General features: G+C 70.3%; 15 protein-coding genes. 8 read left to right on the plus strand and 7 right to left on the minus strand.

All coding sequences use genetic code 11. The annotated features are described in order from the left end of the window. The first annotated feature begins 12 nt into the window (after nucleotides 1–12). From WBA97_RS04450 to WBA97_RS04460, 3 genes are all read left to right on the plus strand, one after another. Entirely contained in the window at nucleotides 13–411 is a 399-nt protein-coding gene (locus tag WBA97_RS04450; RefSeq protein WP_424229384.1) for an ectoine synthase, read from the plus strand. Next, nucleotides 408–1268, plus strand: coding sequence for a phytanoyl-CoA dioxygenase family protein (locus WBA97_RS04455; protein ID WP_424229385.1), 861 nt, complete (start codon nucleotides 408–410; stop codon nucleotides 1266–1268). The genes WBA97_RS04450 and WBA97_RS04455 overlap by 4 nt, the downstream gene beginning before the upstream one ends. 114 nt (nucleotides 1269–1382) lie before the next feature. Further along, complete coding sequence (locus WBA97_RS04460) at nucleotides 1383–3491, plus strand: BTAD domain-containing putative transcriptional regulator (RefSeq protein ID WP_424229386.1); 2109 nt, start codon at nucleotides 1383–1385, stop codon at nucleotides 3489–3491. Nucleotides 3492–3671: 180 nt separating this feature from the next. On the opposite strand, the gene WBA97_RS04465 is transcribed toward WBA97_RS04460, so the two are convergent. Both WBA97_RS04465 and WBA97_RS04470 read right to left on the minus strand, forming a co-directional pair. Continuing rightward, complete coding sequence (locus WBA97_RS04465; protein ID WP_424229387.1) at nucleotides 3672–4475, minus strand: SGNH/GDSL hydrolase family protein; 804 nt, start codon at nucleotides 4473–4475, stop codon at nucleotides 3672–3674. A gap of 540 nt (nucleotides 4476–5015) precedes the next feature. After that, nucleotides 5016–5171: a hypothetical protein gene (locus tag WBA97_RS04470; RefSeq protein WP_424229388.1), complete on the minus strand. Its 156-nt coding sequence runs from the start codon at nucleotides 5169–5171 to the stop codon at nucleotides 5016–5018. A gap of 73 nt (nucleotides 5172–5244) precedes the next feature. On the opposite strand from WBA97_RS04470, the gene WBA97_RS04475 reads away from it, so the two are divergent. After that, the gene (locus WBA97_RS04475) at nucleotides 5245–5892 is read left to right on the plus strand and encodes a DUF3159 domain-containing protein (protein ID WP_424229389.1); all 648 of its coding nucleotides are present in this window, start codon (nucleotides 5245–5247) and stop codon (nucleotides 5890–5892) included. A 28-nt stretch (nucleotides 5893–5920) separates the two neighbouring features. Here the strand turns inward: WBA97_RS04475 and WBA97_RS04480 are convergent, their stop codons facing one another. Genes WBA97_RS04480 through WBA97_RS04490 form a run of 3 tightly spaced genes read right to left on the minus strand, consistent with a single transcriptional unit; the run spans nucleotide 5921 to nucleotide 8382 of the window. Then, the gene (locus WBA97_RS04480) at nucleotides 5921–6868 is read right to left on the minus strand and encodes an N-acetylglucosamine kinase (RefSeq protein WP_424229390.1); all 948 of its coding nucleotides are present in this window, start codon (nucleotides 6866–6868) and stop codon (nucleotides 5921–5923) included. After that, nucleotides 6865–7320 (minus strand): winged helix-turn-helix transcriptional regulator, encoded by a 456-nt coding sequence (locus tag WBA97_RS04485; protein WP_424229391.1) that lies wholly within the window; start codon nucleotides 7318–7320, stop codon nucleotides 6865–6867. The genes WBA97_RS04480 and WBA97_RS04485 overlap by 4 nt, the downstream gene beginning before the upstream one ends. A gap of 33 nt (nucleotides 7321–7353) precedes the next feature. Next, nucleotides 7354–8382 carry an SIS domain-containing protein gene (locus WBA97_RS04490; protein ID WP_424229392.1) on the minus strand — a complete coding sequence of 343 codons (1029 nt, stop codon included), beginning with the start codon at nucleotides 8380–8382 and terminating at the stop codon, nucleotides 7354–7356. 183 nt (nucleotides 8383–8565) lie between these two features. Here WBA97_RS04490 and WBA97_RS04495 point away from each other — a divergent pair, with 183 nt between their 5' ends. Together WBA97_RS04495 and WBA97_RS04500 are read left to right on the plus strand one after the other, a co-directional pair. Further along, the gene (locus tag WBA97_RS04495; protein ID WP_424229393.1) at nucleotides 8566–9321 is read left to right on the plus strand and encodes a GntR family transcriptional regulator; all 756 of its coding nucleotides are present in this window, start codon (nucleotides 8566–8568) and stop codon (nucleotides 9319–9321) included. Continuing rightward, nucleotides 9318–10841 (plus strand): MFS transporter, encoded by a 1524-nt coding sequence (locus WBA97_RS04500; protein ID WP_424229394.1) that lies wholly within the window; start codon nucleotides 9318–9320, stop codon nucleotides 10839–10841. The genes WBA97_RS04495 and WBA97_RS04500 overlap by 4 nt, the downstream gene beginning before the upstream one ends. Here the strand turns inward: WBA97_RS04500 and WBA97_RS04505 are convergent. Further along, the gene (locus tag WBA97_RS04505; protein ID WP_424229395.1) at nucleotides 10825–11778 is read right to left on the minus strand and encodes a threonine ammonia-lyase; all 954 of its coding nucleotides are present in this window, start codon (nucleotides 11776–11778) and stop codon (nucleotides 10825–10827) included. The genes WBA97_RS04500 and WBA97_RS04505 overlap by 17 nt on opposite strands. Before the next feature lie 120 nt (nucleotides 11779–11898). Here WBA97_RS04505 and WBA97_RS04510 point away from each other — a divergent pair, with 120 nt between their 5' ends. Next, nucleotides 11899–12600 carry a hypothetical protein gene (locus WBA97_RS04510; protein WP_424229396.1) on the plus strand — a complete coding sequence of 234 codons (702 nt, stop codon included), beginning with the start codon at nucleotides 11899–11901 and terminating at the stop codon, nucleotides 12598–12600. Nucleotides 12601–12796: 196 nt separating this feature from the next. Beyond that, nucleotides 12797–13948: a S1 family peptidase gene (locus tag WBA97_RS04515; RefSeq protein WP_424229397.1), complete on the plus strand. Its 1152-nt coding sequence runs from the start codon at nucleotides 12797–12799 to the stop codon at nucleotides 13946–13948. A 126-nt stretch (nucleotides 13949–14074) separates the two neighbouring features. Here WBA97_RS04515 and WBA97_RS04520 read toward each other — a convergent pair whose 3' ends face one another. Next, nucleotides 14075–15301 carry an integrase catalytic domain-containing protein gene (locus tag WBA97_RS04520; RefSeq protein WP_424229398.1) on the minus strand — a complete coding sequence of 409 codons (1227 nt, stop codon included), beginning with the start codon at nucleotides 15299–15301 and terminating at the stop codon, nucleotides 14075–14077. Between the last annotated feature and the right edge of the window lie 179 nt (nucleotides 15302–15480).

Genomic DNA, 15480 nt, shown 5'->3' on the forward strand with positions numbered 1-15480 from the left:
GGAGGAGACACGATGATCGTCAGCAACGTAGGGGATCTGGAAGACACCGACCGGGACATCAGGACACCGAACTGGAGAAGCAAACGGATCGTGCTCGCGAAGGAGGGCGTCGGCTTCTCGGTCCACGAGACCACGCTCTACGCGGGCACGGTCAACGACTTCTGGTACGCCAACCACATCGAGGCGGTGTTCGTCGTCGAGGGCGAGGGCGAGCTGCTGGACAAGGGCACCGGTGAGACCCACCAGTTGCGGCCCGGCAGCCTCTACCTGCTCAACGAGCACGACCACCACCAGCTGCGCCCGAAGACGGAGATGCGCACGGTCTGTGTGTTCAACCCGCCGGTGACCGGGCGTGAAGTGCACGACGAAGACGGTGTCTACCCCCTGATCGTGGAGGAGAAGAGCGCATGACGCTCACCGCCACCGCGGTCGTCGACCGGTATCCCACGAGGATCGACGACGACCCGGAGTTCATCGACCGCGCGGACCCGAGCGTGTGGGACTTCACCGGGGCCGGTCCGATCGACCGCGCCACCGTGGCCGCCCACCACGCCAGGGGCTACTCGGTCCACCATGACCTGTTCAGCCCGGCCGAGGTCGCCGCGTACCGCGACGAGCTGGCCAGGCTCGCGGCCGACCCCGCCACCGCCGACGACGTGCGTGCGCTGCGTGCCGACGATGGTGAGGTCCGGGCGATCTACGAGGTGCACGTGGTCAGCGACCTGGTCGCCGAGCTGGTCCGCGACCCGAGGGTGCTCGACCGGGCGCGTCAGATCCTGGGCTCGGACGTGTACATCCACCAGTCCCGCATCGAGTACCTGCCCGGGTTCCACGGCAAGGGCACGTACTGGCACTCGCCGTTCGAGACGTGGCACGCCGAGGACGGCATGCCTGCGCCGCGTGCGGTCAGCGTGTCGATCCCGTTGGCGGGGCAGCAGGAGATGACCGGCGAGCTGATGGCCATGCCGGGCAGCCACCGCACCTTCGTCCCGACGCCGCACGGCTCCGGCGGGGTGCCCGGCCAGGAGCACCTGACCAGGCTGGCCGCCGCGTACGGCATCGAACGGTTCACCGACGCCGAGGGTTCGGTGCTCGTGTTCGACGCGAACACCATGCAGGGTTCGGCCGACAACATCACCCCGTTCCCGCAGACCAACATCCACGTCGTGTACTCGAGCGTGGAGAACAAGCTGTGCGTGCCGTTCGCGGGCGGACAGCCGCGACCGCCGTTCATCGCGAACCGTGACGGAGTCGCGTTGCGGCGCTGAGCCGAACGGGTGACGAGCGCGACGGGGAGGTCGTGCTCGTCATCCCCGGCGCCGTAAGTTGTGCAAGATGCAGTACCCCGGCAACCTGCGCCGGGGACAACTGGGGGTGGTCCGATGGCAGCGGAGCATCCGTCCGCCGCACGGTTCTGCCTGCTCGGCCCCGTGCAGCTGGTGGTCGGTGAGAACGCGGTGCCGCTCGGCGGCGCCGGGATGCGTGGCGTCCTCGCCATGCTCGCACTCGAACCCAACCAGGTGGTGTCACTGGACCGGATCGTGGATGTCCTGTGGGCCCACGAACCGCCCGCCAGCGCGCGGACGATGGTGCAGGGCTACGTTTCTCGCCTGCGGCAGCGGATCGCGGAAGCCGGCGTCAACGCCCTGATCGTCACCACGGCACCGGGCTACCGGCTCGTCGTCGACGAGTCGCTGATCGACGTGACCGTCGCGCGGTCGTTGCTCGCGAAGGCTCGCGAGCAGCCCGCCGCGCGCCGCGCCGAGTTGTTGCGGGCGGCGAACGCGTTGTGGCGCGGGCCCGCGCTCGCCGACCTCGGCGGCAGGCTCACCGCGCCGGAGCTGACCGAGCTGCGGCTCGCGATCCTGGAGGCGCTGTTCGACGCGCAGCTGGAGCTTGGCCGCCACCGCGAGGTGATCGGCGAGCTGACCCGGCTGATCGACGCGCAACCGTTTCGCGAGCGGCTGGTCGCGCAGCTCATGCTGGCCCTGTACCGGGCGAACCGGCGGGCCACCGCGCTCGACGTGTACCAGCGGTTCGCGCACCGGGCGGCCGAGGAGCTGGGCATGGATCCCGGCCCGCAGCTGCGTGAGCTGCACGCGCGGGTGCTGCGGGACGACTCGAGCCTCCTGGAGCCGTCGCCGGAACCCGTGCTCACGCCCAGGATCGGCGTGCTGGTGCCCGCGCAGCTGCCGAGGGCACCGTCCGGGTTCGCGGGCCGGGACGAGGAACTGGACTGGCTGACCGGACTGCTGCCGCCGGACGAGACCGCGGCGATCGGCGTGCTGGCCGGGCAGGCGGGGGTGGGCAAGACCGCGCTCGCCGTGCTGTGGGCGCACCGGGTCGCGCAGGCGTTCCCGGACGGCCAGCTGTTCGCGAGCATGCGTGGGTTCGACCCGCAGCACGCGCCGGTGCGGGCCGAGGACGTACTCACCCAGTTCCTGCTCGCGCTCGGGGTCGGCGTCGACGACGTGCCGTTCGAGCTGGACGACCGGGCCGCGCTGTACCGGTCGATCCTCGCGGACCGCCGGGTGCTCGTGGTGCTGGACGACGCCCGCGACGCGGAGCAGATCCACCCGCTCCTGCCCGCCGCGTCGTCGTCGTTCGTGCTGGTGACGTCCCGGATCCGGCTCGACGGGCTGGTCGCGCGGACCGGCGCGCGGCTGCTGTCGCTCGGCACGCTCGCGGCCGACGCCGCGGAACGGCTGATCGAGCACATGGCGGGCACCCCGGCGCACGGCAGGGACCGGGAACAGCGCCGCAAGCTCGCGCGGTTGTGCGGGCACCTGCCGCTCGCGCTGCGGATCGCGGCCGCCCGCCTCGCCGGTAATCCACAGTGGACGGTCGCGGACCTGGTGGCGGAGCTGGCCGACGAGCGGTCCCGCCTGTCCGCGCTGGACCTGGACGACGTGGACACCAGCGTGCGTGCCGCGCTCGATGTCACCTACCGCAGCCTGCGCCCGGAGCTGGCCGAGACCGTCCGCCACCTCGGGCTGTTCCCCGGCACGCGGATCGGCCCGCATCCGGTCGCCGCGCTGAGCGGCGAGGACGTCGACGAGTGCAGGCGCAGGCTCCGCGCGCTCGCCGCGTCGTTCGTGGTCACCGAGACGAGTCGCGACGTGTTCCTCATGCACGACCTGGTGCGGCTGCACGCCTGTGCGCTTGCCGAGGACGAGATGTCCGAAGTGGACAGAGCGGCGGCCTGGCGGCGACTGCTGCGGTACTACCTGGCTGGCGCGCGGACCGCCCGCGGGCTGCTGCGGCCGGACGGCGTGGTGCCGGCGGATCCGGCAGGCTCGCCGATGAGGACGGCACATGACGCCGTCGACTGGATCGACCAGGAGTGGGCGAACCTGCTCGCGGTGGTCGAGTCGGGGACGGATGGCGACGAGGAGGTCGTCGCCCTCGCGCGTCTCGCGGCCCAGTTCTCCGAGGGTACGCGGGCCCTTGGGCCCGCGGCGCTGAGCAGATTGGTCCGTCTGGTGGTCTAGGTTCCCCTGGCGTTTAGCGAACAGTTAGTCGTTTCGGGTGATCAAGTGGCAGGCTGCCCGCCGGGTGCTCGACGTCCCGGAGCCTGACGGGAGCACTCGGGCGGCACTACCAACGTGGGGGTGTGCTGCCCAAGCGATCCGGCCGGCGCTGTTGGGGGACGGTGCCGGCCGGTCTGCTTGCTACCGCGCCGCGCGGCTGCTCCCGCCCGCCTTGCCCGAGGTCGACAGCGGCGCCAGTTCGGGCCGCTTGGGCCGGAGCCCGTCACCCATGGACTCACCACGCAGGTGCCTGCGCACCCACGGCAGCAGGTGCGTGCGCGTCCACGTGAGGTCGGCCTGCCGGGACTGCAGCCACGGCAGCGGTTCGGCGTGCGGCAACGGCTCGCGCCAGTCCTCCGTCACGGGCACGTCCAGCACTTCGGCGGTTCGCAGCGCGATCCGCCGGTGGCCCTCCGGCGAGAAGTGCAGCCGGTCGTCGCTCCATGCGCGGCCGTCCCCGAGCGGCGCCATGGCCCACAGATCGACGATCATGGTGTCGTGCCGGTCCGCGATCGCCCGCAGGTTCGCGTTGTAGATCGCGACCTTGCCGCGCACCCGCCGCACCACCGGCTGGCTGCGCGGGTCCGGGCCGGTGAACACGACGACCTCGCACCCCGCCGCCCGCAGCGCCACCACCGCCCCCTCGAACACGTCCGCGAGCGCGTCGACGTCACTGCCGGGCACGATCAGGTCGTTGCCGCCCGCACACATCGTGACCAGGTCGGGTTTCACCTCGACCGCGATCGGCACCTGCTCCTGGACGATCTCGCGGAGCATCTTCCCCCGCAGAGCCAGATTCGCGTACCGGAAACCGGGACTGCGTTCAGCGAGGGCGGCGGCCAGGCGGTCGGCCCACCCCACGTAGGTCCCGTCAGGTGCCTCGTCGCTCAAACCTTCGGTAAAGCTGTCCCCAACGGCAACCCAACTACTCCACTCCCGTCGCACGGCGACCACCCCTCCCTAGTGCGCGCCCCCGTTTATATCTTCTAAACCGCCAGGATGCCGCCTAATTCCCTACCTACGCCACCGTTGATATGCGGGGCGACAACCGGCTGCGCAGCGTGATCAGGGCGGGGCCGACTCGATGCCTCCTCGGACCAGTACGAGTGCTTCGGTCGCGGCGGCAGGGCCAGCGCACCATCCGGGTCGGACAGCGTTACAGACGCGACGACCGTACGCCCGTTTGCCGTGCGTGCCAAATGGTCCAGCACCAGGAGACCTGGTTCGGAACCGCCCTTGACCAAATGTCCGGGTACTTCGTTCGGTCGAGCCCGATGCGGCGTCCTCTGTCGACAGCGCCTCGTCGACCCGGGGCTCCGCATGGCGTCGAGGTCCGCGAGCTTCGGGTACTGGAAACCCTTGAGAGCGAACAGTTTTCGGGTCGTGAGGACCAACGAGGTCGCGTACGACCACCCGTGGAGCCGACTGTCCAGTTCGGACCAGCTGTCGGTGTGCGCCTCGACGAGGTGCCGTCCACGACCGCGGTCACCGCGTCCGCCGTGCTTCCACCGGCCGGTAGGTGGACAGCGGGGCGACGCTCGCGAGGGTCTCGTTGCACCCGGCCGCGTCGAGCATCGGGGCGGCGATGTGCTCGCGCCGCTCGGCCTCTGCCGCGGGCAGGCGTTGTGAGATCGCTGACAACCACGCGAGTTGTCGCCTCCGCCGGACTGGTGTCCGCTTGGCCTACGCAATGGCGATGAGGCAGGCTTGACTGGTGACCGACCGGCCAACCGACACCCGTGAGCTGCCGCTGCGGGAACTGCTGGGCGGCCGCCGTGGTGCGCTGGACGCGAGCATCCCGCCCGCGGTGTTCGTCGTCGGCTGGCTGGTGAGCGGCCGCTCGATCGGCTGGGGCGCCGCGGCGGCGATTACGGCCGGCGTTGGCGTCGGCATCTGGCGCCTTGCCAGAGGGCGGCGGGTGACGGCGTCGGTGGCGAGCGTGGCGGCGGTGTCGCTGGCGGCGTTCGTGGCGCTGCGGACCGGCCGGGCGGAGGACTTCTTCCTCATCCAGCTGCTGTCGAACGTGGCGAGCGCGCTCGCGTGGGCGCTGAGCATCCTCGTCCGCTGGCCGCTGCTGGGTGTGGTGGTCGGCCTCGTGCTGGGACAGAAGACGCGGTGGCGGCGGGACCCGGACCTGGTGCGCGCGTACGGCAACGCGAGCTGGGTGTGGGTGCTGGGCCAGTACACGGTGCGCGTGGTGGTGTTCGGCATGCTGTGGTGGTCGGGCTGGGTGGTGGCCCTCGGCGTGGCACGAGTGGCGCTGAGCTGGCCGTTGGTGGCGGCGACACTGGCCGCGAGCGCGGTGGTCCTGCGCAGGTCGCTCCCGGAGGGCCACCCGGGCCTGCGCCACCCACGCACCTGAGGCGCACCGGCATTGATCAGGCCGGGTGTCAGGCCTGCGGTCTGGGTGCCTTCGGGCCCCACGCCTCCAGTGCCGCCAGCCATGCCGCGCCAAGGGCGCCGTCCGGGGCGAACAGCACCTCCGTCTCACCCGACAGTCGTTCCCGCAGTGCCTGGCCGACCGGGCTCGTCGGGCCGATGACGCTTCCCGCCAGCACCACCGGCGTCGTCTCGCCCGGTGCTCGTGCGATGTGTGCCTGGTCGATCAGCAGTCCGGCCGCCTCCGCGATGATGTCCGCCGCCGCCGGGTCGGTCGTGGCCAGCTCGCTCACCAGCGACGCGAACCGGGCCAGCCGGATGGGGGCCTCCGCGTTCGCCGACGTGATCAACCTGCTCAGCGCGAGCCGTCGCCCGGCCACGTCGTCGGTGAACGGTTCGGCGACCGCCGCGTCCAGGACCGCTCGCCCCAGTGGGCCGACGGCCTCCGTGCTCTGCAGCACCGCGAGTGTCGACCGCACCGCCTGCCTGCCGATCCAGTACGCCGAACCCTCGTCGCCGAGCAGCCAGCCCCAGCCGCCGCGCCAGGACTCCTTGCGCCGAGCCACGATCCGCGCCGCCACGGAACCCGTCCCGCCGATGAGCACGGTGCCATCGGGCGACGACGTGGCCGACGCGAACGCCACCTCCGCGTCCGACACGACCTCGATCGGGCACCCGACCCCCGCGTGCCGCAGCGCGGTCTCGAACACCGACAGCACGGCAGGGTCGGTGACCTTGCTCTCCCCTGCCATCCCCAGCAGGCAGCCCGCCACGACCGAACCGGTGGGCAGCGCGGCCGCCACCGCCTCCGCGACCCGCTTCGCCGCCAGCGCGGGCGGGTGCGAGTTCGGGTTGCCGCCACCGGCCGTGCCCCGCCCGGCGACCCGTCCGTCGGCGTAGACCGCGAGCGCCCGGCTCGACGTGCCGCCGATGTCGACACCAACCGCCACGTCCGTCACGTCACCAGCCCCGGTCCCGGTTCCATCGTCACCTTCTCCGCCGACATCGGGCCGCCGCACTCCGCGCAGCTCACCGTCGCCGTCGTCGTCGTGTCACAGTCGTGGTGGCGCAGCAGCGTCGGCGGGCCGGGCGGGTCGGCCAGCCAGTTGTCGCCCCAGCGGATGATCGTCGCCAGCACGGGGAAGAAGTCCTGACCCATCTCGGTCAGCGGGTACTCGTACCTGGCGGGCCGGTCCTGGTAGCGGACCCGGTCGAGCAGGCCCGCGCCGGTGAGCCGGTCCAGCCGCTCGGTCAGCGTGTTCCGCGCGATCCCCAGCTCTGCCTGGAACCGGTCGAACCTGCGGACGCCGTTGAACGCCTCACGCAGCACGAGCAGTGTCCACTGATCCCCCAAGAGGTCCATGGTTCTTGCGATGGAACACGGCCACCTGGCGAACGACGTCCTTCGCACAGGAGAAAGTCTAGGGGTCATACCCAGCGAGGACTACAGTGTGCGAGTGACCTTGTTCAGTCCGCGAGGGTTGTCGGGGTCGCCGCCCCTGGCGATCGACAGGGCATGCGCCAGCCGCTGAAGGGGCAGGATCTCCAGGATCGGGGCGATCTCCTCGGCCGTCTCCGGGACCGCGATGCGCAGGTCCGCCCGCACGTCCGACGCGGAAGAACCCACCGCCAGCACCGACGCGCCCCGCTCGCGCACCGTCTCCACCACGTCGAGCATGGCGGTGCCGCCGTGGCCCTTGCTGGTCACCGCGACCACGCCGGTGCGGTCGTCGATCGCCGCGACCGGGCCGTGCAGCAGGTCGGCGCCGCTGTACGAGCGGGCGCCGAGGTAGCTGGTCTCCGCGAGCTTCAGCGCGGCCTCCGCGGCGGTGGCCGACGAGTAACCGCGGCCCGTCGTGACCACCCGATCGATGTCGCGGAAGCGCGCGACGGCGTCCTCGATCGGGGCGGCGAGGGCGGTCGCGGCCAGCTCTCCGATGCCCGCGACCGCCTCGCCCGATCCCCCTCGGACCGCATCCACCAGCAGGTACAGCGACAGCAGGGTCGCCGTGTAGGTCTTCGTGGCCGCGACGGCCAGCTCATCGCCAGCCTTGATGTCGACGGACAGCTCCGCCGCGTCCGACAGCGGCGACGACGGCGTGTTGGTCACGGCGATCGTCAGCGCGCCCTGTGCCCTGGCCGCCTCGGTGGCCGCCACCAGATCGGGTGAACCGCCGCTCTGGCTCACCGACAGGTACAGCACGTCGGTGAAGTCGGGGCGCGCCCCGTACAACGTGGTGGTCGACGGCGACACGAGGCCCGAGGGCAGCTCCAGCAGCACTTCGATCAGATACTTCGCGTACAGCGCGGCGTGGTCGCTCGACCCGCGCGCGGCGAGGAGGGCGAACCTCGGCCTGCGTTCGGCGATGAGCCGAGCCACGGCGGCGACGTCCTCGCGCCGTGCGACCAGCGAGTCGAAGACCGCCGGCTGCTCGGCGACCTCCTCGGCCATCCGGGCACCTGCTGTCGCCATTCGCCCCTCCTCGCTGTATCTCTGTGCTGTATCTCAGTGCACAAGGTCTAGACCAATGATCGTATCGCTGTAGGGTGTGCCTTCGCCACGGGTGTCACGGTATTCCCAAAAACGGTGCGGCGTGATCGCGTCGGCGGCCTTGGGAAGGCATGCTGTACCAGGGAAGTCGTTGGAGGAGGAGCCATGCTCGAAACGTCGGCCGCGCAGGAGCCCGACGCCGGTACCCGCGCCATGCGCGAACCCAAGTACTGGGGTCTGAAAAGGCACCTGCTCGACCTGCTCGCCTCCTTGCCGCCGGGGTCGCCGATCCCCACTGAACGGTCACTCGCCGCCGAGTTCGACGTTTCGCGCACGACGGTGCGCCAGGCTCTTGCCGACCTGACAGTGGAAGGGCGACTACTGCGCGTGCAGGGCAAGGGCACGTTCGCGGCGGAACCCAAGGTGGCACAGCGGTTGCAGCTGTCGTCGTACACAGAGGACATGCGTGCTCAGGGACGTGAGCCGTCGTCCCAGCTGATAGACATCTCGGAGATCCCGGCGGAAGGCGAGCTGACCACATTGCTCGGCATCCGTTCCGGCGCGAAGGTCCTGCGCATGCAGCGCCTGCGCCTCGCCGACGGCGAGCCGATGGCGATCGAGACCACCAACCTGCCGCTCGGGCGGTTCCGTGGTCTGCGCAAGTACCTGACCCCGGGCGGCTCGCTGTACCAGGTGCTGCGTGACCGCTTCGACGTCGAGATGGGGCACGCGGAGGAGACGATCGAGACCGCGCTCGCCGGCCCGCACGAGGCGGAGCTGCTCGGCGCGGACGTCGGCATGCCGATGCTGCTGCTGTCCCGGCACTCGTACGACACGACCGAGCGGCCGGTGGAGTGGGTGCGGTCGGTCTACCGGGGCGACCGGTACAAGTTCGTCGCCGAACTCAACCGGCCCTCATGACCGCGAGCCCTGGACAGGTCCGGTGGGGCAGCGCTTCCGCACGCGGAGTACTCGCCGCGACCATCCTCGGCTCCGGCATGGCGTTTCTCGACGGCACGGTCGTCAACATCGCCCTGCCGCACATCGGCGCGGAGTTCGGCGCGGGTGTCGCGGGCCTGCAGTGGATCATCAACGGCTACCTGCTGACGCTCGCGGCCCTGATCCTGGTGGCCGGCTCGCTTGGCGACCGATACGGCCGCCGCCGCGTCTACCTCGTCGGCGTCGCGTGGTTCGCCGTGTCCTCGCTGCTGTGCGGGGTCGCGTTGAACACGGAGATGCTGGTCGCCGCGCGGATCCTGCAGGGCATCGGCGGGGCACTGCTCACGCCGGGCGCGCTCGCGATCATCCAGTCCTCGTTCCACCGGGAGGAGCGGGCCCGCGCGATCGGCGCGTGGTCCGGGCTCGGCGGCATCGCCGGTGCGATCGGACCGCTGGTCGGCGGCCTGCTCGTGCAGGCGTGGTCGTGGCGGCTCGCGTTCCTGATCAACCTCCCGCTCGGGCTGGCCGTGGTGTGGCTGACCAGGAAGTACGTGCCCGAGTCCGAGGACACGTCGATGACCGGGCACCCGGACGTGTGGGGCTCGGTGCTCGGCGCGCTCGGCCTCGCCGGGGTCACCACCGCGCTGGTGGAGGGGCCGGGGCGGAGTGCGTTCGACCCGCTGGTGGTCGGTGGTGCCGTCGTCGGCGTGGTGTCGCTGGTGGGGTTCGTGGTGCTGCAGATGCGGCAGCGCAACCCGCTCGTGCCGCCGGACATCTTCGCGAACCGGACGTTCGTGGTGGCGAACCTGCTGACGTTCGTGGTCTACGCGGCGCTCGGCGGCGTGATGATGTTGTTCGTACTGCAGCTGCAGGTGTCGCTCGGCTACTCGCCGACGTTCGCCGGGCTGGCCAGCGTGCCGATCTCGGTGATCATGCTGTTGCTGTCCGCGCGGTCAGGGAAGCTCGCGCAGCGGTACGGCCCCCGGCCGTTCCTGGTGGTCGGGCCGCTCGTGATCGCGCTGGGCATGGTGATGTACACCCGGGTCACGCCGGGCGCGTCGTACCTGTTCACCGTCCTGCCCGCGGTCGTCGTGTTCGGGCTCGGCCTGGCCGCGGTGGTCGCGCCGGTGACCGCGACCGTGCTGGCCGCGGCGGAGGACCGGCACGCGGGGGTGGCGTCCGGGGTGAACAACGCGATCGCGCGGACCGGCGGCCTGCTGGCGGTGGCGATCCTGCCCGCCGCGGCCGGGTTGTCCGGCGAGTCCTACGCCGACCCGGCGGCGATGACGGCGGGCTGGCAGACGGCGATGTGGCTGTGCGCCGGGCTGTGCGTGGTCGGTGGCGTGCTGGCGCTGTGGGTGCGCAACGACGTGCTCGCCCCGGCACCGGAGCCGCCCACAGAGGTGGCCGAACTGCCGGAGCCTGGCGACTGCACGAGCTGCGGGATGACGGGACCGCCCACCTATCTGCAGACCCGCGCACCCGCTAAACCCGTGTCGTGAGGATCTCCGCGAACAGAGCCGGGTCTATGTTGCCGCCGGACAGGACCGCCACTGTCCTGCCCTTCGGCAGGTCCGCGTGCAGGTAGGCGGCGGTCGTGACCGCGCCGCTCGGCTCCGCGACCACCTGTGACCTGGTGGCGAGCAGGCCGATCGCGTCCTTGATCTGGTCTTCTGTGACGGTCACCACGTCGTCGACGAACTTGCGGACGTGCGCGAACGTCAGCTCCGACGGCGCGGAGCGCAGCCCGTCGGCGATGGTCCGCGCGCGGTCGTCGGTGGACCAGTTCGGGCGCTGACCGGTGCGGAAGCCTTCCTCGGTGTCGCCGGCCAGCTCCGGTTCGACGCCGATGACCCGCGCACGCGGCGCCTTCGCCTTGATCGCGGCGGCCACGCCGGAGATCAGCCCCGCACCGCTCACCGGCACGAGCACCACCTCGACATCCGGCAGGTCGGCGGCGATCTCCAGCCCGATGGTGCCCTGGCCCGCGATGACGTCCGGATGGTCGAACGGCGGGATGAGCGTGCCGCCGTTGCTGGCCACGACCGCCTCGGCCGAGGACTCGCGGTCCTCGGGTGGCACGATGAGTACCTCGGCACCGTGGCGGAGGGTCGCGTCGACCTTGATCCGCGGGGTGTTCGTGGTCACCACGATGGTCGCGGGAACGCCGTACAGCTTGGCGACGTACGCGACGGCCTGCGCGTGGTTGCCGCTGGAATAAGCGACCACACCGCGGGTACGCACCTCGTCGGGCAGCCGCCCGATCGCGTTGGCCGCGCCGCGGATCTTGAACGCGCCGATCGGTTGCAGCTGCTCGGGTTTGAGCCACAGGGGGCGGTCGGAGCCGGCCCAAAGGCAAGGCAGCAAAGGAGTTCGCACGATCTGGCTACCGATGCGCGCGGCGGCCCGCTCGATGTCGTCGATGGTGGTCAGTTGCACGACTCAAGTATGCACTGTCCACAGTGGACTGTGGTGGTGCTCACGATGGGCCAACCCCGGGAGTGGCCCACCCGTCTCAGCCGTTGGAGAAGTGGAGGGAACGTCGACAGACGAAGGATCATGAGCGACAGGGAAAACACGGACAAAGTACGGATCAGTCAGGTGCTGGCCGGCACGCTCGCGGCGGTGACCGCGGCGCTGATCGGATCCACCATGGGGGTCGCGGGCACGGTGGTCGGCGCGGGGCTGGCGAGCGCGGTCTCGACCGTCGGCGGCGCGCTGTACCTGCGGTCGATCGAGCGGACCAGGGCGAGTGTGCGCACGGTCCGCGCCAAGGTCGTCGGCAAGTCCGGCGACACCACCGTGCTGGTCGCCGACGAGGACCCGGTGGAAGGCGATGAGGTCGAGGCCTCCACCGCCGAGGAACCGGATGACCGGCCGCCGGAGGAAGCCAGGTGGCCGCGGTGGCCGATGCTGGTCGTCGGCAGCCTGGCGGTGTTCGCGCTGGGCATGCTGGCCGTGACCGGGGTCGAGTGGGTGCGTGGCGAGTCGCTGTCCGGCGGCGCGGGCACCACGTTCGGCAGCATCGTCCAGGAACACCGTGGCGGTGGCACCCAGCAGCCAGAACAGCCCGCGGATCCGACGTCCACCACCACGCCGACCGCACCGGCCACCGACTCGGCCCCGCCGACGTCCACGACCACGGGCCCGACCAGCACGACGACGCGGTCGCCGAGCTCGAGCCCCACGACAACGACACCGCCCGCCACCACGTCGACCGAGGTAGCGCCGCCGGGCGGCAGTGTCATCCCGACAAACTGACCCTGTGTAGCAAATCGGTCGCGCACTATGGCAACTGTTGTCCCCGAACGGCCGATGCCTGAACGCTGCGTAAGCAAATAGTTTCAGGAGGCCATCCTCCCGGATGGTGAGACCCCTCTCTTGAACACCCGGGAGCATCCTTCAACCCCCTGCTCGCTCCCGGGTTCCCCCTGCAAGAAAACGAGGGAGCATCCTGATGAAACGCACAACCCTTGTGCGCATGGGCAGCACCGCACTGCTCACACTGGGCCTGGCGCTGACCTTCGCCACGCCCGCCAACAGCGTGCCGGTCTCATCGGACATGAGTGAGATCCAGACGGCGCTACAACGGGACCTCGGCCTGACCCCGCAACAGGCCCAAGCCCGATCCCAGCAGGAAAAGGTGGCCTGGTCGAAGGACAAGACCCTGCGAATCGCCCTGGGCAGCGACTTCGCGGGCAGCCGGTTCGACGCCGCGTCAGGCAAGCTGGTGGTGGACGTCGCCGACGCGAGTCGCGTCGCCGAGGTCACCTCCTCCGGCGCGCTGGCCCGCGTGGTCGAGCACAGCGAAGCCGACCTGAACGCCGCCGCGACGAGGTTGGCACAGGGCAGTGCCGGCATGCCGAAGTCGGTCACCGGCTGGCGGGTCGACGCGGCGTCCAACGCCGTGGTCGTCTCCGTCTACGGCAACGACGCCTCGGCCGCGAGCTGGGCGAAGGGCCTCGGCGCGGATGTCAGCTTCGAGCACGTCACGGCACGTCCGCAGACGTACTGGGACCTGATCGGCGGCCAGGCGATCCGCACCAGCAGCGGCTCGCGCTGCTCGCTGGGCTTCAACGCACGCAGCGGCAGTACCCGGTACGTCATCACCGCCGGTCACTGCACCAACATCGGTGGCACGTGGTCCGGCTCCGGCGGCACCATCGGGAGCACCGGCTCCGGTTCGTCGTTCCCCACCAACGACTACGGCCGCATCAACGTGAGCTCCAGCTCCGCGGTGCAGACCGGCCTGGTCGACCGCTACAGCTCGGGCAGTGACGTCCGCGTCACCGGCTCGAGCGCGGTGGGCAACGGCGCGGCGGTGTGCCGTTCCGGCTCCACCACCGGCTGGCACTGCGGCACCGTCAACTCCACCAACGCGACGGTGTGCTACTCGCAGGGCTGCGTCTACCAGACGTTCCGCACCAACGTGTGCGCCGAGCCGGGCGACTCCGGCGGTTCGCTGGTGAGCAGCCCGTCCGGTTCGACCGTCCAGGCCCAGGGCATGACCTCGGGCGGTTCGGGCAACTGCAGCTCCGGCGGCACGACGTATTTCCAGAAGGTCAATGAGGCTCTGAGCGCGTACGGCCTCTCACTCGTCACGGGCTGACCTCCCACCACGCCAGCGGACGGGCCGAACCCTGCCGGCCCGTCCGCTGGTTCTCTTTTTCACGAGGTTGTCCACAGCCGCACCGGTTATCCACAGTCAAGATCGACATCCGCCTGTTGCCTCACGTCAAGATGCCCGCGTAGGCGGATTCGTTGCCTCATGAAAAGTGTCCGTCTGGGTGAGGCCGGTGTAGGGCTTGGTCGGGAAGTAGCGGGTGGTGACTTCGGTGGCGAGGGCGTCGCTGAGAGCGAGGATCTCGCGGCGGGTCGCGGCTGGGTTCAGGGTGAGGTAGTGGTCGTGCTGGGTGGTCTTGTCGGTGATGTCGACGGCTGGGTCGGTGCGGAGTCGTTGGAACGGGGTTTTCGCGATGTCGTGTTTCTTGATCACTTTCGCGCCGTCGCGGGTCTTCTCGACCAGTTTTTGTTGCGGGGTGAAGAAGTTGATCTGGTCGCGGAGCAGGGCGTAGATGCCGTTGATCAGGTCGACCTGCAGCTCGCCGGTGTAGCGGTGGTAGCCCACGGTCCGGCGGACGACGGCCCAGTTCTTCTGCTCGACGTGGGCGCCGTCGTTCTTGTTGCCGGGCCGGGAGCGGGTGAAGGTGATCTCGTTGCGGCGGCAGAACTCCAGCAGATGGGCGTTGATGAACTCGCTGCCGTTGTCGGAGTCGATGCCCAGCACCGGGAACGGGAACGCCGCCACGATCTCGCTCAACGCCGCCAGCACCCACACCTGGGCCTTGTTGCGTACCGCCCGGTTCTCGGTCCAGCCGGTGGCGATGTCGGTGACGGTCAGGGTGTGGGCGAACTCGCCGGCCGGGTTGCCGCCTTCGTGGCCGACCAGGTCGATCTCCACGAATCCCGGCACCGCGTTGTCCCAGTCGGCCCAGGTACGGACCGGGATCTGCGCCTTCAACAACGACCCGGGTTTGGTCAGCGAACGTCCTTTGGGCTGCCAGCGGGCCCGATCCGCGGCGAGCCGCCGGTCGATCGTCGCAGCAGACATCCGCACCAACCGGTAGCGGGTCTCGACGCTGATGTCCAGTTCGTCGCAGGCGATCAACCGGTCCACGATCTCCAGGAGGAACGGCGCGAGACGCTTGCCGGACGGGGCATCCAGCACCGCCCACACCTTCCGCAACGCCGCGATCACCTCCTCCCCATACACCGGATCCCGAGGTTTCCGCTCCCGCGCAACGGGTTTCGGAGTCAACGCCGCCCGCAGCGCCTTCCGGGCGTGATCACGATGCCAGCCCGTCAACGCACACACCTCACCCAAGATCACCGCCTTCTCAACCTTGGACGCCGACCGATACCGGCGAGCGAGCTGCCGGGCCACCGCCTTGCGCTGACTCATCGTCAATCCCATCGATCACGATGAGTCACCGCCCCAGTCCACGACGGACGCCACGCCGCTACACGGGCATCCTTACGTGAGGCAACGACTCACCTTCCCGGGCATTTTCGATGAGTCAACGCGAACGCGGAACTGTCAGTGCCAGCCGGTAGACTGGCATGGCGGGACGCCCCCGGGAA

The sequence above is a fragment of the Actinophytocola sp. genome (assembly GCF_049647105.1).
GTDB lineage: Bacteria > Actinomycetota > Actinomycetes > Mycobacteriales > Pseudonocardiaceae > Actinophytocola.